This is a genomic window from Xenorhabdus poinarii G6 (assembly GCF_000968175.1).
GTDB lineage: Bacteria > Pseudomonadota > Gammaproteobacteria > Enterobacterales > Enterobacteriaceae > Xenorhabdus > Xenorhabdus poinarii.
In genome coordinates, this window is the sequence record NZ_FO704551.1 from 1 (window position 1) to 21,858 (window position 21,858).

At 43.9% G+C, this 21,858-nt stretch carries 14 protein-coding genes; 5 read left to right on the forward strand and 9 right to left on the reverse strand.

The annotated features are described in order from the left end of the window. Positions 1 to 126 precede the first annotated feature (126 nt). From dnaA to gyrB, 4 genes are read left to right on the forward strand one after another with little or no spacing between them, the layout of a single operon-like run. Positions 127 to 1,515 carry a chromosomal replication initiator protein DnaA gene (dnaA, locus tag XPG1_RS00005; RefSeq protein WP_045960273.1) on the forward strand — a complete coding sequence of 463 codons (1,389 nt, stop codon included), beginning with the start codon at positions 127 to 129 and terminating at the stop codon, positions 1,513 to 1,515. 4 nt (positions 1,516 to 1,519) lie between these two features. Beyond that, a complete protein-coding gene (gene dnaN / locus XPG1_RS00010; RefSeq protein ID WP_045957261.1) occupies positions 1,520 to 2,620 on the forward strand; it encodes a DNA polymerase III subunit beta in 1,101 nt (366 codons plus the stop codon). 18 nt (positions 2,621 to 2,638) lie between these two features. Next, positions 2,639 to 3,730 carry a DNA replication/repair protein RecF gene (gene recF / locus XPG1_RS00015; protein WP_045957262.1) on the forward strand — a complete coding sequence of 364 codons (1,092 nt, stop codon included), beginning with the start codon at positions 2,639 to 2,641 and terminating at the stop codon, positions 3,728 to 3,730. Between the two features lie 18 nt (positions 3,731 to 3,748). Continuing rightward, the gene (gyrB, locus tag XPG1_RS00020; RefSeq protein ID WP_045957263.1) at positions 3,749 to 6,163 is read left to right on the forward strand and encodes a DNA topoisomerase (ATP-hydrolyzing) subunit B; all 2,415 of its coding nucleotides are present in this window, start codon (positions 3,749 to 3,751) and stop codon (positions 6,161 to 6,163) included. A 298-nt stretch (positions 6,164 to 6,461) separates the two neighbouring features. On the opposite strand, the gene asd is transcribed toward gyrB, so the two are convergent. Then, positions 6,462 to 7,568, reverse strand: a complete 1,107-nt coding sequence (asd, locus tag XPG1_RS00025; RefSeq protein WP_045957264.1) for an aspartate-semialdehyde dehydrogenase — start codon at positions 7,566 to 7,568, stop codon at positions 6,462 to 6,464. Positions 7,569 to 7,795: 227 nt separating this feature from the next. Between asd and XPG1_RS00030 the strand changes: the two genes are divergently transcribed. Next, on the forward strand, positions 7,796 to 8,356 hold the full coding sequence (locus XPG1_RS00030; RefSeq protein ID WP_045957265.1) for a rhomboid family intramembrane serine protease: 561 nt from the start codon (positions 7,796 to 7,798) through the stop codon (positions 8,354 to 8,356). 44 nt (positions 8,357 to 8,400) lie between these two features. On the opposite strand, the gene XPG1_RS00035 is transcribed toward XPG1_RS00030, so the two are convergent. The 8 genes from XPG1_RS00035 to atpD all read right to left on the reverse strand — a co-directional run bounded on the left by XPG1_RS00035 (position 8,401) and on the right by atpD (position 21,853). Next, complete coding sequence (locus XPG1_RS00035) at positions 8,401 to 9,849, reverse strand: flavin-containing monooxygenase (RefSeq protein ID WP_045957266.1); 1,449 nt, start codon at positions 9,847 to 9,849, stop codon at positions 8,401 to 8,403. A gap of 288 nt (positions 9,850 to 10,137) precedes the next feature. Further along, complete coding sequence (locus XPG1_RS00040) at positions 10,138 to 13,317, reverse strand: type III restriction-modification system endonuclease (protein ID WP_045957267.1); 3,180 nt, start codon at positions 13,315 to 13,317, stop codon at positions 10,138 to 10,140. A 10-nt stretch (positions 13,318 to 13,327) separates the two neighbouring features. Next, a complete protein-coding gene (locus tag XPG1_RS00045; protein WP_231853032.1) occupies positions 13,328 to 15,316 on the reverse strand; it encodes a site-specific DNA-methyltransferase in 1,989 nt (662 codons plus the stop codon). 363 nt (positions 15,317 to 15,679) lie between these two features. Further along, entirely contained in the window at positions 15,680 to 16,300 is a 621-nt protein-coding gene (locus XPG1_RS16900) for a hypothetical protein (protein WP_052708205.1), read from the reverse strand. Positions 16,301 to 16,460: 160 nt separating this feature from the next. Beyond that, positions 16,461 to 18,290, reverse strand: a complete 1,830-nt coding sequence (gene glmS, locus XPG1_RS00055) for a glutamine--fructose-6-phosphate transaminase (isomerizing) (RefSeq protein WP_045957268.1) — start codon at positions 18,288 to 18,290, stop codon at positions 16,461 to 16,463. Positions 18,291 to 18,451: 161 nt separating this feature from the next. Next, positions 18,452 to 19,840 carry a bifunctional UDP-N-acetylglucosamine diphosphorylase/glucosamine-1-phosphate N-acetyltransferase GlmU gene (gene glmU / locus XPG1_RS00060; RefSeq protein WP_045957269.1) on the reverse strand — a complete coding sequence of 463 codons (1,389 nt, stop codon included), beginning with the start codon at positions 19,838 to 19,840 and terminating at the stop codon, positions 18,452 to 18,454. 186 nt (positions 19,841 to 20,026) lie between these two features. Then, positions 20,027 to 20,449, reverse strand: a complete 423-nt coding sequence (locus XPG1_RS00065; protein WP_045957270.1) for a F0F1 ATP synthase subunit epsilon — start codon at positions 20,447 to 20,449, stop codon at positions 20,027 to 20,029. 21 nt (positions 20,450 to 20,470) lie between these two features. Then, a complete protein-coding gene (atpD, locus tag XPG1_RS00070; RefSeq protein WP_045957271.1) occupies positions 20,471 to 21,853 on the reverse strand; it encodes a F0F1 ATP synthase subunit beta in 1,383 nt (460 codons plus the stop codon). Positions 21,854 to 21,858 lie beyond the last annotated feature (5 nt).

Genomic DNA, 21,858 nt, shown 5'->3' on the forward strand with positions numbered 1-21,858 from the left:
TGATATTAAAAATCGCCACGAGGTACATGCTATCTTCCTCACGATTGGGGAATTATGCCTTGTGCCCAATATAACGTATCTTTTATTCCGGTTTCTTTTATTGGTCTTGTTTTAGGGGAGTTAGCCGTGTCACTTTCGCTTTGGCAGCAATGTCTTGCCCGATTGCAGGATGAGTTACCTGCCACAGAATTCAGTATGTGGATACGACCCCTTCAGGCAGAACTGAGTGATAACACTTTGGCTCTCTATGCCCCCAACCGTTTTGTGTTGGATTGGGTAAGGGAGAAGTATATTAATAATATCAATTTGTTATTAAATGATTTCTGTGGTCCTGAAGTACCGTTACTGCGTTTTGAAGTAGGGAATAAACCTGTTTCACCAAACCAGTCTGCCGTACAGAAAATCTTTACCGATATGCCGGTGGCTGCTGCGCCGTCCACCTCATCAGTACGCCCAAGCTGGGACAACGCTAAAATCCAGCCAGAGTTATCTTATCGTTCCAATGTGAATCCCAAACATACATTCGATAACTTTGTTGAAGGTAAATCCAACCAACTCGCCAGAGCTGCCGCCAGACAAGTGGCTGATAATCCGGGGGGGGCATACAATCCCTTGTTCCTCTATGGCGGAACCGGCTTGGGTAAAACCCACCTTTTGCATGCTGTCGGCAACAGCATCATGGCACGCAAAGCCAATGCAAAAGTAGTTTACATGCACTCTGAACGTTTTGTTCAGGACATGGTCAAAGCGTTACAAAATAATGCCATAGAAGAATTCAAACGTTATTATCGTTCTGTCGATGCGCTTCTGATCGATGATATTCAGTTTTTTGCCAATAAAGAGCGATCCCAGGAAGAATTCTTTCATACGTTCAATGCCCTGCTGGAAGGTAATCAACAGATTATTCTGACATCAGACCGCTATCCGAAAGAGATTAATGGCGTCGAAGATCGGTTAAAGTCCCGTTTTGGTTGGGGATTGACCGTTGCCATCGAACCCCCGGAGCTGGAGACACGTGTTGCTATTTTGATGAAGAAAGCTGACGAGAATCAAATTCTGTTGCCGGGGGAAGTCGCTTTCTTTATTGCCAAACGCCTGCGATCTAACGTTCGTGAACTCGAAGGCGCTTTGAATCGAGTCATCGCCAATGCCAATTTTACAGGCCGTGCAATTACGATTGATTTTGTACGTGAAGCATTACGTGACCTATTGGCTCTGCAAGAAAAGCTGGTCACTATTGATAATATTCAGAAAACTGTGGCTGAATATTACAAAATCAAAGTTGCTGATCTGCTTTCCAAGCGCCGTTCACGCTCCGTTGCCCGACCGAGGCAAATGGCCATGGCGCTGGCAAAAGAGCTGACCAATCACAGCTTGCCTGAAATCGGGGATGCCTTTGGTGGACGTGACCATACCACTGTCCTTCATGCTTGTCGAAAAATAGAACAACTGCGTGAAGAGAGTCATGACATCAAAGAAGATTTTTCTAACTTAATCAGAACATTGTCTTCCTAGCGCTATGAAATTCATCATTGAACGTGAGCAATTATTAAAACCGTTGCAGCAAGTGAGCAGCCCCCTGGGAGGCCGCCCTACTCTGCCGATTTTAGGCAACTTATTATTGCAGGTAACTGAAGGTTCCCTGCTCCTGACGGGCACCGATTTGGAAATGGAAATGAAGGCGCGGGTCACGCTGACTCAGCCACATGAACAAGGTGCAACCACTGTTCCCGCACGTAAATTCTTTGATATCTGGCGCGGGTTACCTGATGGCGCAGAAATCAGTGTAGAACTGGATGGCGATCGCATTCTTGTTCGTTCCGGTCGCAGCCGTTTTTCACTCTCTACGCTACCCGCTTCAGATTTTCCCAATCTTGATGACTGGAAGAGCGAAGTTGAGTTTTCTCTGCCTCAGGCCACACTGAAACGTCTGATTGAATCCACGCAATTTTCCATGGCACATCAGGATGTTCGCTATTACTTAAACGGGATGTTGTTTGAAACTGAAGGTGAAGAACTGCGTACTGTTGCTACCGATGGTCACCGCCTGGCTGTTTGTTCTATGAACATCGGGCAAAATCTGCCGTCCCATTCCGTGATCGTCCCTCGCAAAGGGGTGATTGAATTGATGCGTCTGCTAGATGGTGGTGAAAATCCGCTGCAATTGCAGATTGGCAGCAATAACATCCGTGCTCATGTTAATGATTTTATCTTCACATCGAAATTAGTGGATGGCCGCTTCCCTGACTATCGTCGCGTACTGCCCAAAAATCCTGATAAGACGTTGGAAGCCAATTGTGACATGCTCAAACAAGCCTTTTCACGAGCCGCGATTTTGTCCAACGAAAAATTCCGTGGTGTTCGCATCTATTTAAGCGAAAACCAACTGAGAATTACCGCCAATAACCCGGAGCAGGAAGAAGCAGAAGAGATCCTTGATGTCAGTTATCAGGGGACTGAAATGGAAATTGGCTTCAATGTCAGCTACGTATTGGATGTTCTAAACGCATTGAAATGCGAGCAAGTGAGTCTCCTGCTAACGGATGCCACATCCAGCGTAAAAATTGAGAATTCAGCCAGTCAGGCGGCGACTTATGTCGTCATGCCAATGCGCCTGTAGCCGTATTAATTCATCGATATGATTCTCTCGCGTTTGCTGATCCGCAATTTTCGTAATATTGCGGATGCTGATCTGCCACTGGCGACCGGTTTTAATTTTCTGGTTGGGCCAAACGGTAGCGGCAAAACAAGTATACTGGAAGCCATTTATACCTTAGGCCATGGCCGTGCTTTTCGTAGTCTTCAGGCAGGAAGAGTCATTCGCCATGATTGCGATGAGTTCATTCTTCATGGGCGGCTTGATCAGCCATTCCATGAACGTATCTTGTCGGTCGGCTTAAGCAAAAACCGTCAAGGCGACAACAAAGTCAGGATCGACGGCAGTGATGGACATAAAATTGCTGAATTAGCCAAAATGCTGCCGATGCAACTTATCACACCGGAAGGTTTCACCTTACTCAATGGGGGGCCGAAATACCGTCGGGCTTTTATTGATTGGGGATGTTTTCACAATGAGCCGCGCTTTTTTACCGCCTGGGCCAACCTGAAAAGGCTGCTCAAGCAGAGAAATGCGGCATTACGCCAAGTCACCCGCTACAGTCAAATCCAACATTGGGATCGGGAACTTATCCCATTGGCAACCGAAATCAGCCAATGGCGGGCGGAATATATTGCAGGAATTTCCGAAGATATCGAAAAAACCTGCAAACAATTTTTACCTGAATTCACACTCAGTATCAGCTTCCAACAAGGCTGGGACAAAGAAAGTGAATATGCGGAACTGCTCGCGCGACAGTTTGAGCGCGACAGAGCGCTAACCTACACGGCTTCCGGCCCGCATAAAGCTGATCTGCGGATCAGGGCGGATGGCACACCAGTAGAGGATATGCTGTCTCGTGGTCAGTTGAAATTACTGATGTGCGCGTTGAGGTTAGCACAGGGTGAATACTTCACCCGACAGAGCGGGCAACAATGCCTGTATCTGCTTGATGATTTTGCCTCAGAACTGGATGCCGGCCGTCGTCAACTATTAGCCGAGCGTCTGAAATCTACGCAGGCCCAAGTGTTTGTCAGTGCAATCACACCTGGGCAAGTTACAGACATGATTGATGTAAATAGCAGGATGTTTCGCGTAGAACATGGCAAAATAGAGGTTCAACTACAGGATTAAGATGAGCGAGAAACGTTGATGTCGAATACATATGACTCCTCAAGTATCAAGGTATTAAAAGGGCTGGATGCTGTCCGTAAACGTCCAGGCATGTATATCGGTGATACCGATGATGGTACTGGCCTACACCACATGGTCTTCGAGGTTGTTGACAACGCTATCGACGAAGCCCTCGCAGGTCATTGTGACAAAATAGTTGTCACGATCCACGCAGATAATTCCGTTTCTGTGCAGGATGATGGCCGCGGTATTCCTACCGGCATACACGAAGAAGAAGGTGTTTCAGCAGCAGAAGTTATTATGACTGTGCTGCATGCGGGGGGTAAATTCGATGACAACTCCTATAAAGTCTCCGGCGGTCTGCATGGCGTAGGGGTTTCTGTTGTTAACGCCTTATCGGAAAAACTGGAACTGACTATCCGCCGTGACGGCAAAGTCCATGAACAAACTTATCATCTGGGCGTACCACAGTCCCCGCTAAAAGTAGTCGGTGATACTGAGCAGACGGGGACCACTGTCCGTTTCTGGCCAAGCATGGAGACGTTCAAGGTCAACACGGAGTTTGAATATGATATTCTGGCAAAGCGCTTGCGTGAATTATCCTTCCTGAATTCCGGCGTTTCCATCCGTTTAGTCGATAAACGCACGAATGCAGAAGACCACTTCCATTATGAAGGTGGTATTAAGGCGTTTGTTGAATACCTAAGCCGTAATAAAAACCCCATTCACCCAAATGTCTTCTATTTCTCCACAGAAAAAGATGGGATTGGCGTTGAAATTTCTATGCAATGGAATGATGGTTTTCAGGAAAATATCTATTGCTTCACCAATAACATTCCTCAACGTGACGGGGGAACCCACTTGGTTGGTTTCCGTACCGCCATGACCCGTACCCTCAATAGCTATATGGATAAAGAGGGCTACAACAAAAAATCCAAAGTCAGTGCGACTGGTGATGACGCCCGTGAAGGTTTGATCGCGGTGATTTCCGTTAAAGTCCCTGATCCAAAATTCTCTTCTCAAACGAAAGACAAGCTGGTTTCTTCCGAAGTGAAAACCGCTGTCGAAACGCAGATGAATGAGAAGCTGGTGGAATACCTGCTGGAAAACCCGAACGATGCCAAAACCGTGGTCGGTAAAATTATTGATGCGGCTCGTGCTCGTGAAGCAGCGCGTAAAGCCCGTGAAATGACCCGCCGCAAAGGAGCTTTGGATCTGGCAGGATTACCGGGCAAACTGGCTGACTGCCAGGAGCGTGACCCCGCGCGGTCTGAACTCTATCTGGTGGAAGGGGATTCTGCGGGCGGTTCTGCAAAACAGGGACGCAACCGTAAAAATCAGGCTATCCTGCCATTAAAAGGTAAGATCCTGAACGTTGAGAAAGCCCGCTTCGATAAAATGCTCTCGTCACAGGAAGTCGCGACGTTGATCACCGCTTTAGGTTGCGGGATTGGCCGCGATGAGTACAACCCGGACAAATTGCGTTACCACAGCATTATTATCATGACCGACGCCGACGTTGATGGTTCTCACATCCGTACTCTGCTACTGACATTCTTCTATCGCCAGATGCCGGAAATCATCGAACGTGGCTATGTCTACATCGCGCAGCCACCACTGTATAAAGTGAAGAAAGGCAAACAAGAGCAATACATCAAAGATGACGATGCGATGGAAGCCTATCAGATGTCCATCGCACTGGATGGGGCAGCATTGTATACCAACCCACACGCACCCGCTCTGAAAGGTGAAGCGCTGGAGAAACTGGTAACAGAATTCAATACAACCCAGAAAATCATCCGTCGTATGGAGCGTTTGTATCCGCAGGCTTTACTGAACAACCTGATTTACCATCCCAAACTCACCGAAGATGCCCTAAGCACGCAAGAAAAAGTGGAAGAATGGGTCAGTGCGCTGGCAATTCGCCTCAATGACAAAGAGCAGAATGGCAGTACTTATAGCTATCAAATCCATGAGAACCGTGAGCGCCAGATTTTCGAACCCATTCTGTGCATTCGTACACATGGTGTTGATACTAACTACAATCTGGATTTTGATTTCATTCACGGTGGTGAATATCGCCGTATCACCAAACTGGGTGAATTACTCATAAACCTGATTGAAGAAGATGCCTATATCGAACGTGGTGAACGTCGTCAGGCGATAGCCAGCTTTGAACAAGCTCTGGAATGGCTGACTAAAGAATCACGCCGTGGTCTTACCGTCCAGCGTTATAAAGGTCTGGGAGAAATGAATCCTGATCAGTTGTGGGAAACCACGATGAACCCAGAAACACGTCGTATGATGCGTGTGACAGTGAAAGATGCGATTGCAACCGATCAACTGTTCACCACGCTGATGGGGGATGCCGTTGAACCTCGTCGTGCATTTATTGAAGAAAATGCACTAAAAGCGGCGAATATTGATATTTAATATTTTTGCTTATCCCCGCCCCAGATAACGTCATGTTATCTGGGGCGGCCTCATCCGTCTGATGAGTGTCTGCCTGTCATTGTCCTTCGTCAGTTCTGCGGAACAAAAATATTCTATTTGTTATGTAGAATAACAATTTCTAGCTCAAAATCCGGCAACCCATGAACCACGAGATGACGTCCCCCATAACCGGCTATCAATACGACGGTATAATAAAGGAAAACGAGTAGCCACAGATTTTGCCAGTTTGTGCCTCAATCTCTGGTAATCGAAACGCATAATGAGTATTTGTTTTTTTCTACAACAGAATACGTAACATCCTGCGCAGAGGCTCTGCCGCGCCCCATAAAAGCTGATCACCCACAGTAAAAGCGGATAGGTATTCCGGCCCCATATTCAGTTTACGCAAACGACCTACTGGAGTATTCAATGTCCCCGTCACCGCAGCGGGTGTTAGCTCTCGCATTGTCAGCTCACGATCATTCGGAATAACACGAACCCAATCATTATGGGAAGCTAACAACGTCTCGATTTCATGGATTGGAATATCTTTTTTCAATTTCAGAGTAAACGCCTGACTATGACAGCGCAGCGCCCCAACACGAACACACAAGCCATCAATCGGGATGACATGATGACCCGTGTTCAAAATCTTGTTGGTTTCCGCCTGTCCTTTCCACTCTTCACGGCTCTGCCCGTTTTCCAGTTGCTTATCAATCCATGGGATCAGGCTCCCCGCCAAAGGCACACTAAATTGATCCGTCGGCAATGCACCACTGCGAGTAAAATCAGTGACTCGTTTTTCAATATCCAAAATTGCGCAAGCAGGATTCTGTAATTCCTCTGCAACCTGATTATGCAGCATTCCCATTTGCACCAGCAGTTCACGCATATGACGAGCGCCACCCCCAGAAGCTGCCTGATAACTTGATACTGAGGCCCATTCAACCAAGTCATTGGTAAATAATCCCCCCAATGACATCAGCATCAAACTCACGGTACAGTTACCGCCAACAAAAGTTTTGATACCTTTATTCAAGCTGTTTTGAATATGATGATGGTTAACCGGATCAAGAATAATGACCGCATCATCCTTCATGCGCAGAGCAGAAGCGGCATCAATCCAATATCCCTGCCATCCCATTTCCCTCAATTTGGGATAGATTTCATGGGTATAATCCCCGCCCTGACAGCTAATAATAATATCCAGTGCCTTCAATGCCTCAACATCAAAAGCGTCCTGCAATACACCTGATTTGCCTGCGAATGCCGGGGCAGGAAGCCCATGCTGGGAAGTTGTGAAAAAAACCGGATTGATTTCATCAAAATCCTTCTCTTCTGCCATTCGCTGCATCAATACTGAGCCGACCATACCACGCCAGCCGATAAAACCTACACTTTTCATCATAGTTATCCTGTCTCGAAAGATGTTCATCAGACATACTGACATCACTAAAACTGACAAAATATGATGAAAGGTGCAAGTCTATTTATGAACTATGGCACTATCCTACTTATTGTTTGGTTTTTCCGGTTATTATTTTCAGCGGATGACTATTCATTATTTTGGTTTGTTGGATAAAGGCTTAATGCCAGTATTATCGGTGAAAAACTGTCAACCAGGAGACAATGATGGCTATATGGTTTAAGCAACGCTTTCATATCTTAATCGGGTTAGTATCGATTCTTATCATCGTCCAATTGCTTAATACCTTTACCGGTGGATCATTAATCCATCTCGGCATCATTCCCCGTCATGTTCGGGGATTGATCGGTATTCCTCTCTCCCCTTTCCTACATGGTAGCTGGGAACATTTATTCAGTAATCTTCCGGCACTCTTGGTATTGAGTGCGTTATTGATGACGCATTCCATTCGTTATTATGTCATTGCCAGCCTGTTTATTATCTTTACAGAAGGAATTCTGGTCTGGTTATTTGGCCGTCCCGCCATTCATGTTGGTGCCAGCGGCTGGATCTTCGGCCTGTGGGGATTATTGCTGGCGAATGCTTACTTCCTCAGACGGGCAAAAGATCTCTTCTTTGCCATTTTGGTGATTATTTACTACGGTGGGATTATCTTCGGTTTGTTACCATGGCAAGAATACATTTCAACCGAAGGGCATATTTTTGGCGCTATTTCAGGGGCTGTTTTCTCTTGGTTCACCAAAAAGTGGCTTATCACAAGCCATTAGTTAAAAAAACAAAATACCCACATCCCCTGGTTGCATAACAAAATTTACTTCCACTGTAATGCGGGATCATCAATAGGTTGCCCCAATACCTCTTTATCCTTTGTATAATCGTGCGATACATACCAATTTGGGCTGCGCCCCTGACGAGGAAGAGCGGATTCATCACGTCTCACATAACCCGAACGCAAAGCCCCAAAAATATGCTCATCAATCACGACCTCATCCGGTTGTGCATGGGGTATGACAGCTTTAGCATGACGACGATCCATTTCATTTAACAAACGACAGAGATATTCTGCCGAGAGATCAACTTTTAATGTCCAGGCATTATTGATATAACCAAACAGGTAAGCAAAATTAGGAATATCCTGTAACAATGTTCCCTTATATAACAACTGACTATTACTTTGTGGCTTTTGCCCATCAATAAAAAGTTCAATTCCCCCCATAAGATGTAAGCGCAGCCCGGTAGCTGTCACGAGGATATCTGCGGGTAATGCATTACCCGACTGCAACAAAATACCGTTTTCAGTAATACGTTCAATCTGGTCAGTCACGATAGAGGCTTTCCCCTCCCTTAGTACCTTAAATAAGTTACTGTCTGGAACAAAGCATAGCCTTTCATCCCATGGCATGTACCTTGGTGTAAAGTGCTTCATGTCAAAACCAGCGCCAACTTTTCTGCGAACCAATCTCAGTAAAAACGATTTGAGCAGATTGGGAAAATATCGACTCATCTTATACAACGAACTGAAAAATAAGATATTACGCTTTCTGCTTAATGTGTAAATCCAACGTTGTGGAATCAGGCCTGTTAGCCATTCTGCCATCTTATCCCTTCCCGGTATTGATAAAACATAACTGGGGGAACGCTGGAGCATGGTGATATGTTCAGTATCATTAGCCATTGCCGGCAGTAAAGTGACTGCGGTTGCACCACTTCCAATCACAACAACGCGCTTTCCTTTGTAATCTAATTCCTCAGGCCAGTATTGCGGATGAATGATCGGGCCTTTGAAATCTGCAAGTCCGGGAAATTGAGGTAAATGGGGTTCATCATGATTGTAGTAACCTGTCGCTGCGATAAGAAAATGACAGGTAAATTGCCGAGTTTCTCCACTGGCTTCATCAATGGCATTGACTGTCCATTGGCAAGTTTCATTTGACCAATTCGTATGGGTGATTTTTAATCCAAACTGGATTTTTTTATCAATGCCATATGCCTTCGCTGTTTCATGGAGATAACGTCTGATTGAAGGAGCATCAGCAAAAATACTGGTGTCAGTCCAGGGACGAAATTTATAGCCATAGCTCATCATATCTGAATCAGTACGAATGCCTGGATAGCGAAATAAATCCCACGTTCCCCCTATGGCATGGCGACGCTCTAATATGCTGATTTTTTTATCAGGACATTCTCTTGCTAAATGGCACGCGATACCAATGCCAGAAATGCCAGCACCGATGATCAAAACATCATAATCGTTATTCATGTTCCTTCTCCCGCAAAACAATTTTATTAATCAGATAAGCAGCCTGTTCAAACTGCCATGGTATTTTTTATTTGCGGGGGCAACCATTTGTATTTATAAGGCAGGAGTATCATGATGAGATACATGATTTATTTTCATTAGCATAATGATATCAATTCATTAATTATCGTGTTCTTTTGAATCAATCAAACGTTAAAGCTCGCACCATATTTGGTAAAACAAAGCGCCAGATAAAAACCAGCACTTTGTTATTAACCTGAAGGCACTATTGCTAGTGCCTTGATATTATTAAGAGCAAAAATGAGTACTGAACGTATCAAAGTTATCGGCTTTAACAAACCTGGCAGCGTTAGGCACCTCTTTGCCATCTTTATCTTTACTTAACGCATTAAAATGCTCAACACCACACTTGATCTTCGCTTTTTCAGCTTCACGCAGGTCATCTGAGAATATGCTTGATTTCGTTTCAACCACAAAGTAAAGCTTCCTCCCCGCGCCGTCATCTTTGTCAATTAATACCGCCCAGTCAGGATTGTAACTGCCCAGCGGGGTACCAATCTTGAACCAAGATGGCAACTTGGAATAAATCTTCACTTCTTCAGCACCTTCTAGCTTTTCAGCGAAGCTAACCTCCGTATCAGAATCGCAAATGATGTAGTCATATACCGACTTTTCAGCTTTTACCATATCTTTGAAATAACCAGTCAGCTCTTCTTCTTGGAAAAGCACTTGAGCATAGTATGCCTCGTCACCAATACGTTGATATTTAATGCCATCTACAATGGCAATACGCATCTGTTTACGGATAACTTCACCCGCTAATTCGATAAAGCGCTGAGGGTTGTTTTTGAAGGCTTCCAGCTTATCGCCTAAACCTAACAGAATATCGATAATTGTCTGGCGGGTCAGATTGGTCTGATCGGTCAGATAAGTCACGATATCTGGCAACTGGAAGTTGCGATTGCGGTAATCCTGAATCTTGGTTTTCTTATCATAAGCTTCCAGTTCAGCTTCAGTGACAGCAACCTTAACCTTGGTGTACTGAAACCTGGCACTGGCTACGACCACATTCGTGCTAATTTCTTTGATACAGTTATCAACCAGCTCGTTGATATTAAAGTTAACACGGTAAGTTGTTTTGTATTTAATGCGCTCCCAAAGAGCCTTGAAGTCTTCACCAAGAACAACTTGCTTACCATTTGTATCTGCACACAAGCTTACAGAGCGCTTCTCTGCGTGTTTTTTCACCTTCAAGCCTTTTACCAACTTCTTCAATGTGGCAACGATGGCATCCGTATATTCAGCAACACTGGAGGGCAGGCTCACCTCATTGTTATTGATAGCAATTTTCAGCACATCCTGAATCTTGCCTTTGCCATCAATATAACCTTGGGACAGAAAATACTGGAAGATCTCTGCTGACTGCTTTGCACCCAAAAAGGCCTTCTGATCCCGCTCGCCAGAAACAACCATGTTGGCAAATTGGTGAGGCTCAACCGCCCCGAATTTAATGCCTTCTTCTGTTTCAATCTCTTTTTGCAGTCCATCAACAAAGCGTTCATAAGACTCATTTGCCATCACGGTCAGGGTATTTACCTCAAAACCGTAAGGCACACGCTCACCCGACTGATCAACAGCTAAACGCAGGCCACGACCGATTTCCTGCCGTTTTTTAGTGATTGAGCTGGATTCATTCAACGTACAGATCTGGAAAACATTCGGGTTGTCCCAGCCTTCTTTCAGTGCTGAGTGTGAAAAGATAAAACGTAGCTTCTCGTCTATAGATAGAAGCTTTTCTTTATCTTTCATGATCAGACTATAGGCTGATTCATCAGCCGCAGTTTTTCCTCCTTCGCCTTTAGCTGAAAGCTTTGAGTCAGTAAACTGAGGGCGACCAGAGACATCTTTTTTCTTATCCTGTGCAAAGTAGCCATCGTGCACTGTTTGGGTGAGTTCTTGCAGCGCAATTTCGTTAATCGTGTATTTATCGCCATCACTGTGCCAGATTTTCGGATACAACACGCGATATTTTGGCTTGCTAACCTGTCTGGCAAACGCTTCTTCAAACCACCTGACAAACTTACCCTGCACAGGCACGCCATCGTTAGAATAGCCTCGGTAGTTGGCAACCTTATCGATAAAGAACAGACTCAACACCTTAATACCTTTCTGACTTAAGATTTTCGAGTGGTCGAACTTGTCATAACCCGCTGTTACCTTGTGATAAAACTTCAGTTCTTTTTCCAGATGTTCTTCGATAGTTTTGGCTATTTGAATACGCTTAAAGGCTTCCGAATCCACTTCACCAATGGCTTGCCCAAGACGCACAATTTCATCGCAACAGGTAAAATCAATATATTCATTACCTTCTTCGCAATAAATATCATTAACGATATAACCTTCATACACACTGCGCCCACCCGAAAGTTCGAATAAGTCATTGACCTGACCATCTTTGATAGTGATTACCTTACGGGGTTGCAGCTTGCCGGTGCGCGTTTGAGCGTCAATTTCAATTTTGGCAGAAATGGGGGATTTCTTATTATCAACACTCACTAGCTTGATGTAGGCTTGGTTATGCCCGTCTTTAACATCCAGCGAAGCAACTTCAATTTGCTTAACCAGTTTGCGCTCATAGGCATCAATAGCGTCAAGCTTATAGAGCAGGTGTGGCGATTCCTCCAACGTAGCCGAATAACGGAATGTACACAGCGGCGCCAAGCTGCTAATCGCGTCTTTTCGGTTTGCCGTTGATACCACTGACTGTGGTTCATCAATAATAACGACTGGATGAGTCGCCTGAATAAATTCAATCGGCTTCATCCCGTTCAATCGGTCATCGGTACGGTGAATCAGATTCGCCGTCGTTTCCTTCGTCGGATCAATGAATGATTTACTGAACGCATCAATATTGATCACCATGATTTGGATGTAATCATTGGTCGCAAAGTTACGCACCTGTTCGCGCTTTGATGAATCATAGACAAAATAGTCATACTGGACGTTTTTATACTGCTCACGGAAGTGAGACTCAGTGATTTGCAGCGACTTATAGACGCCTTCTTTAATCGCAATAGACGGCACCACGATAATAAACTTTGTCAGTCCATAACGCTGATTTAGCTCAAAGATAGAACGCAGATACACATAGGTTTTACCTGTACCCGTTTCCATCTCAACACTGAAATCCAGACTTATCAGTTCTTGCTTTGCGTTTTCAACCTGTGGCAAGCCATTCTTTAACTGGACGTTACGCGTGTTGGCATAAATTTCATCAGGCGATAAGGTAAGAGCATTTCCAACACCGAGGTCATTGTTTTTACCAAAGATATCCAGTTGCTGATTCGCCCACATCTTATCAGCTACCGTAAAATTACATTGAAATGTTTCCTGCCCTGCAAACACACCTAAAACAGCCTCAACCGCCTCCATTTGGTGTGATAAGTCCGATCTAAATTGAATCTTCATTACCATCACCTTAAATGCTCTTTACATCGTTGATACCATACTGCTTGAGGATCTGAATCGCATTGGTTTTGACGATACAGTCTGCAAAGCCCTGGTCTTTAAAAACGACTTGCGTACTTTCTGGATTAAGTTTTTCTTTCAGTTTGGCAATACCTTCAATCACCTGTTCGGTAATATCATCGTCCAGGCATACGATTAAAGCCCCGGTGCCAACAATGAAGATTTTCTTTCCCTCTACAGTGACTTCTTCAACACGGGTGGTTAATTCAATACCGTATTTAAGCAGGATTTCATAAAGAATATCTTCTACCGAGCGATCATCTTTAATTGATTTTAATGCGAGTTTAAGTGCTGGCTCCAAATTATCGAAGTTAGCATCCCAAGAACGGATATTAGTTTCGTCTAGCTTAAATACTTTAAAACCAGTATTAACTCCTGTTTTTTCACTTGCCCTCTTTATCCTTTCTTTTGTAATTTCCGATAAGAAATAAGGTTTACCATTTTCCTTACAGAACTCAATAACTGATTTATTCTCTTTTTTGTTTTCATCGAGTAATTCAGGAAGTTGAACCATAATGAAGGTTAAGTTTTTATTATATATTTTGACAGCTTCAAATACAGCATGAGCGGAAGTTCCAGAACCAGCAAAAAAATCAAGAACTATTGATTTTTCTTCTGGAATAGAACCTATTTTTATTGCTCGTAGTATTGTGCCAATTGGCTTTGGTCTTGAGAATACCTCTTTTTCAAAACCAAGTTCAATAAATTGTTCACTACCTCTCTCACTATTAACATCTTTGTGAGTCCAAGCAGATGTTGGCTTAACTGGAGGTCGTCCTTCCAAATAGTCTTTTTCCATAATTCCCCACATTTTTTTTGTAGGCATATATTTAGGATAAATATCATTAATCCTATTTTTTGCAGTATCAAACCCCCAACGCCATCGGCCATCTGCTCCATTGTCTTTTACTGGCTTAATTTCAATTAGATCACTGTTTATTCTATCTTTTGATACTGTTAAACAGTTTAATACCTCATCGAAATAGAAATAATAAAACATATCTGGACGATCTTCTCTTCGATCAGCATCACCTGTTTTCCTTAGATCTATGTCACGGTATTTTTTACCATTTTCATCGATCTTATTATACCGTTTTGTTATTTTTTCATCAGGTTCAAATCCATAAGTCCTAGCCAAAGATGAATTTTTTGCAATAACTAGTAAATATTCATGGGCTGTCGCAATAAATTTATCATCTGAACGACCTTTAGGATTATTTATATTGGTGATAACTCCCAATATGTTATCTTCTCCAAATATCTCACAACAAATCGATTTTAAATTAGCAATCTCATTTTCATCTATAGATATGAAAATGAGGCCATCATCCTTTAGAAGATTTCTTGCTAACTTTAAGCGAGGATACATCATATTTAGCCACGACGAGTGATATCTACCAGATGTATCTGAGTTAGTTCTAATTTTTCTTCCTTCACCATCAACCTGGCCTGTTAATTCAAGATAATTTTTTATATTGTCATTAAAATTATCTCTATAAATAAAATCTTTACCTGTGTTATAGGGAGGATCGATATAAATCATTTTTATCTTTTTATGGTAAGACTTCTGTAATATTTTAAGCACTTCAAGGTTATCGCCTTCAATAAACAGGTTTTCGGTGGTATCCCAATTTACACTTTCTTCTTTACAAGGGCGTAATGTGCCTGTTGATGGAGTCTGGGCAATTTGACGCGCCCGAGTCTTACCATGCCAAGTGAAGTTATAGCGCTCATCTGAATCATCAACGGCTTCACCAAGCACTGCTTTTAAGGCATCAAAATTAATTTTTCCTTCAGAAAATACTTCAGGAAAAAGTTGCTTAAGTTGATCGATATTGTTTTGAGTGATATCCGCACTCTTAGACTCAGGGTAGTTCGGGGTGATTTTTTCAATTGTCATCAAAGGAATTCCATTTATTGCCAACGGAGAAAAACGCATGCCCGTGGCTCATATTCTTCGTAAACAGTTAAACCATTGCCTTAATCACAGCAATTGACTGTTTAAGTGTAGTAAAGAATTTCTGATACATTGAAAATCTGAAAATCTTATTAAGATAAAAACGACGGGCGATGCCCGGCGCACTAAAAAATCCGATCAAACTTGCGCATATCTGGATAATAACTACAGTTATTACACAGAATGCGGGAAAAAGCGGTTCAGGAGTGAAAAGAAAAATCGAATCAGATACGAACCCTGTTCGCCGAAGGATCACACCCAGTAATGTGGATGACAGAAAGCCCATCCACAAATTAGCCCAAGAGTTAACATAGATTCTCTAAAAAACCGTAATACATAACCATGTTAGTCCAAATGATTACGGCTAATTAAAATACCACTATAATCTTCAAGAACGATATATAACAAAGTAAAAACCACTCTTGCCAATGCCCCTCTAAAAACCTCAGCAGCTCCAGCTGGCAATTCAACAATATTCGGCTGATATTTTGAAACTAATACGAAAAATTTACCTTTACAGGTATATTTTCCATCATAGCCAACTGCATTGAAGGTTTTAGTATTAGTCAAAGTGCTGAGTTTTTTAATATCTTTGATTACGTCTTTGAGTGCTGTATGAACATCCCCATTTTGTTTTAATTCCAAAAGGTAGTAGCTATTTTTCTCACCTGACCAAAGCCAAAAATCCGGCTTACATCTTTCAATATTTTCAGGCATGCCATCCCATTTGATACTAAACTCTCTCCACCATTCTCCATCTTGCTCTGTAACATGGTGGTATAAAAAATAAGCCAGTTCGATCTGAAACCAATTCTCCCAACCCGTTATATTCTCAAATTTAAATACATTAAAGCGTTCAATAACATGTAGCTGGTTGAAAAAATCGACCAGCAATCTCACTGGATCAACTTTTTTCTCTGGAAATTTGGACATCATTTCTACAGATTCTAAAGCCGTTTCAGGCACTTTTTATTTTCTCCATTTTATTATCGTGAATATCCTATATGTAGTGATAAGCCTCTATTAGGATTTTTCTCTCATAAAAAAATCCGGCCAGCTTTCGCCTAACCGGATTGAGAACGTACTTGTTTGACTATACGTCTATATTAATAACGTATTATAAATATTACTCCACCGTCACTGATTTCGCCAAGTTACGTGGCTGATCCACATCTGTACCTTTGATCAAGGCAACATGGTAAGACAGCAATTGCAATGGCACGGTATAGAAGATCGGTGCGATCAACTCTTCTACGTGTGGCAGGGAGATGATCTTCATATTTTCGCTGTCGGTGAAACCCGCATCCTGATCGGCGAAGACGTACAACAACCCGCCACGGGCGCGGACTTCTTCGATGTTGGATTTCAGTTTTTCCAGTAGTTCATTGTTTGGTGCAACGATGATCACTGGCATGTCCGCATCGATCAAAGCCAACGGGCCATGTTTCAATTCACCTGCTGCATAGGCTTCAGCGTGAATGTAAGAGATCTCTTTCAGTTTCAGTGCACCTTCAACCGCGATCGGGTACTGATCACCACGACCGAGGAACAGAGCGTGGTGTTTTTCAGAGAAATCTTCTGCCAGCGCTTCAATCAGTTTGTCTTTGGACAACATGCTTTCAATGCGGCTTGGCAGGGCATGCAGGGCATGAACAATGTTTTGTTCCAATGATGCATCAACCCCTTTCAAACGCCCAATGTAAGCCACCAGCATCAACAAGACAGTCAATTGAGTCGTAAAGGCTTTGGTCGAAGCGACACCAATTTCGGCACCCGCTTTGGTCATCAGCGCAAATGCTGATTCACGTACCAGAGATGAGCCCGCTACGTTACAGATGGTCAACGAAGTCAGGTAGCCCAGCTCCTTGGATAAACGCAAGGCAGCCAAAGTATCAGCCGTTTCACCAGACTGAGACAGGGTGATCAACAGGCTTCCCTTACGACGTGCAGGTTTGCGGTAACGAAATTCTGAGGCAATTTCCACATCACAAGGAATCCCCGCTAACGATTCGAACCAGTAACGTGAAACCATTCCCGCATTGTAAGAAGTGCCGCAGGCAACGATTTGGATATGCTCAATTTGAGACAATAATTCCGCTGCATTCGCACCCAGTTCTGTCAGATTTACCTGACCGTTGTTTAAACGGCCTGCCAATGTGTTTTTGATCGCCATTGGTTGTTCGTAAATCTCTTTTTGCATGTAGTGGCGGTATACCCCTTTGTCACCGGCATCGTACTGAACATTGGATTCAATCTGCTCACGTTCAACCGCTTCACCCTGTATATCAAAAATGCGAACATTGCGGCGAGTGATTTCAGCAATATCGCCTTCTTCCAGATAGATAAAACGGCGAGTCACCGGCAGTAACGCCAGTTGGTCAGATGCCAGGAAGTTCTCCCCCACCCCCAAGCCAATCACGAGTGGACTACCAGAACGCGCAGCCACCAGCACATCAGGATGACGGCTATCCATAATCACGGTGCCGTAAGCGCCGCGCAATTGTGGGATAACACGCTGAATCACTTCCAGTAATGAGCCACCTTGTTGCTGTTCCCAGTGAACAAGGTGAGCAATGGTTTCAGTGTCTGTATCTGAAGCAAAAATGTAACCGTGCGCTTTTAACTCTTCGCGCAATTCTTCGTGGTTTTCAATAATGCCATTATGCACAACCGCAATATGGTCAGAAGTATGAGGATGAGCGTTGCGTTCATTTGGTTCACCATGCGTTGCCCAGCGGGTATGCGCAATACCTGTGCCACCAATAACGGGCTGTTTATCTGCTTCATCAGCCAGCACCTGGACTTTACCGACTTCACGCAGGCGAGTCATACGGTTTTCACTGTCAACAACAGCGATACCCGCAGAATCGTAACCACGGTATTCCAAACGACGCAGACCTTCGATCAGTATTTCTGCAATATCTCGTTGTGCTACTGCACCAACAATTCCACACATGTGTTTTATTCCTAAAAACAGGGCGATAAAAAGCCCCTTTGATGTCGCACAACCTGATTGTGTTACGGCAAATCGTGTTCCGGCTTGCCGATCCCCGAGCTTTGTAGAAATGGGGAATCTCCTCATTTTTATTAAGGAGTATTATTTATTATGGGTATAACTTATTTATTTTTCTTAACTGGACGCTGCCAGTTTTGAATATGCGTTTGTTTTACGCGGCTAATCACCAATTCATTCTCAGTAACGTTTTTTGTTACTGTAGTTCCGGCACCAATTGTCACCCCTTTCGCGATGGTTACAGGTGCAACAAGCTGAGTATCAGAACCGACAAAGACATCATCACCAATGATGGTTTTAAATTTATTAACACCATCATAGTTGCAGGTAATCGTTCCAGCACCAATATTGACATGACTACCAATTTCAGCATCACCAAGATAAGTCAGATGACCCGCTTTAGAACCCCGACCCAGTGAAGTTTTTTTCATTTCAACAAAATTACCAACGTGCGCTTTTTCCGCCAATTTGGAGCCCGGACGTAAATGGGCAAAAGGCCCGACAGTACATTCGGCAGCAATTTCAGAATCGTCAATAACAGTATAAGGGCGAATCACCACACCATCACCAATCACGCAATTTTTCAGAATACAACCTGATCCAATCTGAACATGATTGCCCAATGTGACATGGCCCTGAATAATGACATTGGTATCAATCACTACATCGTGACCATGTTCTAATGTTCCACGCAGATCAAAACGTGCTGGATCTAATAACATGACACCGGCGAGTAGTAATTTTTCAGCCTGTTCCGATTGGTAAATACGTCCCAGAGCGGAAAGTTGAAGACGATTGTTAACTCCTTCCATCTCACTTAAACGGCTTGGATGTACCGCCTTAATTTGACGGCCTTCTTTATGTGCAAGCGCAATAATATCGGTTAGGTAGTATTCACCTTGTGCGTTGTTGTTTTCCAATTTGGATAACCAACGTTTCAAATCACCGCCATTAGCAACCAAAATACCCGTGTTAATTTCGTTGATTTTATACTGTTCTTCCGTTGCATCTTTCTGTTCGATAATGCCGATGACTTCTCCATTTTCACGAATGATACGGCCATACCCTGTTGGGTTATCCAAAATAGCAGTCAATAATCCAATACCACCTTCTGGTTTAGCCTCAATCAAACGCTCTAAGGTATCTTTAGCAATCAAAGGCACATCACCGTACAGAATCAAAATATCTTCATTATCTGCAAAATGCGGCGCAGCTTGCTGCATGGCATGACCCGTACCAAGCTGTTCAGCTTGAAAAACCCAGTTCAGATTCTGGTTAGAAAGCGCTTGTTTCATCAGATCACCGCCATGCCCATAAACCAGATGAACACTTTGCGTTCCCAACGCCATTGCGGTATCAATAACATGCTGAACCATTGGCTTACCAGCCAACAAATGCAGAACCTTGGGAAGGTCGGAATACATGCGGGTTCCCTTGCCTGCGGCAAGGATCACGACACTTTTTGCATTGACACTATTTGCAATCATAGACATAAGAAACCTGACAATTCCAATTTTAAGTATGAAAGTAAACCTGCTTGAGAAATAAATTGCTACATATTTCGCAATGCAAAAAAGCCAGTTAGCTTTCACCAACTGGCTTTTTATCTAACTGCCTGTATCCTTCATCTTTCAAATTACAACGCATTTGAATGCAATTCGAAATCTGTCAGATACCTGTTACATCATTTTTTTTGTCAGCTCGATAACGCGAAGTTTCGCGATCGCCTTCGACAATTCAGCAGATGCCTGAGCATAATCAACATCGCCGTGAGAATTACGGATGTGTTCTTCTGCCTTGCGCTTGGCTTCAAGCACTTTAGCTTCATCCAAATCCTTACCACGGATCGCTGTATCGGCCAGTACGATAACGCCGTTTGGCTGAACTTCAAGAATTCCACCTGACAGGTAAATAAACTCTTCTTCACCAAACTGCTTAACAATACGTATCATGCCCGGTTTTATGGCAGTAAGTAGTGGCGTGTGTTGAGGATAAATCCCCAATTCACCTTCACTACCTGTCACCTGAATTTTCTGTACCAGCCCTTCAAACAACTGTTTTTCAGCACTGACTACGTTCAGGGAGAACGTCATTGCAGCCATATCAACCTCCCGTCAGCCGTATTAAAGCTTCTTCGCTTTTTCCACTGCTTCGTCGATGGTACCCACCATGTAGAACGCCTGCTCTGGCAGATGGTCATAATCACCGTTCAGGATGCCCTTGAAGCCACGAATAGTGTCTTTCAGAGAAACGAATTTACCTGGAGAGCCAGTGAAGACTTCTGCAACGAAGAATGGCTGAGACAAGAAGCGCTGGATCTTACGGGCACGTGCCACAACCAGTTTGTCGTCTTCAGACAGTTCATCCATGCCCAAAATAGCGATGATGTCTTTCAGTTCCTGATAACGTTGCAGGATAGACTGAACGCCACGAGCCACATCATAGTGCTCTTGACCAACAACCAATGGGTCAAGCTGACGGCTGGTTGAATCCAGCGGGTCTACCGCAGGATAAATACCCAGAGATGCGATCTGACGGCTCAATACGACAGTTGCATCCAAGTGAGCAAAGGTTGTCGCAGGTGACGGGTCAGTCAGGTCATCCGCAGGAACGTAAACCGCCTGTACGGAGGTGATGGAGCCGGTTTTGGTTGAAGTGATACGCTCTTGCAGAGCACCCATTTCTTCCGCCAATGTTGGCTGATAACCTACCGCAGATGGCATACGACCTAACAGTGCCGATACTTCTGTCCCAGCCAGGGTATAACGGTAAATATTATCAACGAACAGCAGCACGTCACGGCCTTCATCACGGAATTTTTCCGCCATCGTCAGCCCCGTCAGTGCAACACGCAGACGGTTTCCTGGTGGCTCATTCATCTGACCATATACCAGAGATACTTTATCCAGTACGTTTGAGTCAGTCATTTCATGATAGAAGTCATTACCTTCACGGGTACGCTCACCGACACCGGCAAATACAGAGTAACCTGAGTGCTCGATCGCGATGTTACGGATCAGCTCCATCATGTTAACGGTTTTACCTACACCCGCACCACCAAACAAACCAACTTTACCCCCTTTAGCAAATGGGCAAATCAAGTCCATGACTTTGATACCGGTTTCCAGCAGATCCTGAGAGTTGGACAGCTCTTCATAGGTTGGTGCTGTACGGTGAATTGACCAGCGCTCTTCTTCGCCGATTTCACCTTTCATATCAATCGGATCGCCCAACACGTTCATGATACGGCCCAGTGTTGCTTTACCCACTGGTACTTCGATTGGGTGTCCTAAATTAATGACGTCCAAATTACGGCGCAGACCATCGGAAGTTCCCATCGCGATACAACGGACGATACCGCCACCTAACTGTTGCTGAACTTCCAGCACCAGTTTTTCTCCACCGTTTTTAACCTCAAGGGCATCGTATACTTTTGGTACACTGTCCTGAGGGAATTCGACGTCCACCACGGCGCCGATTACCTGGATAATCTTTCCAGTAGCCATCTTGA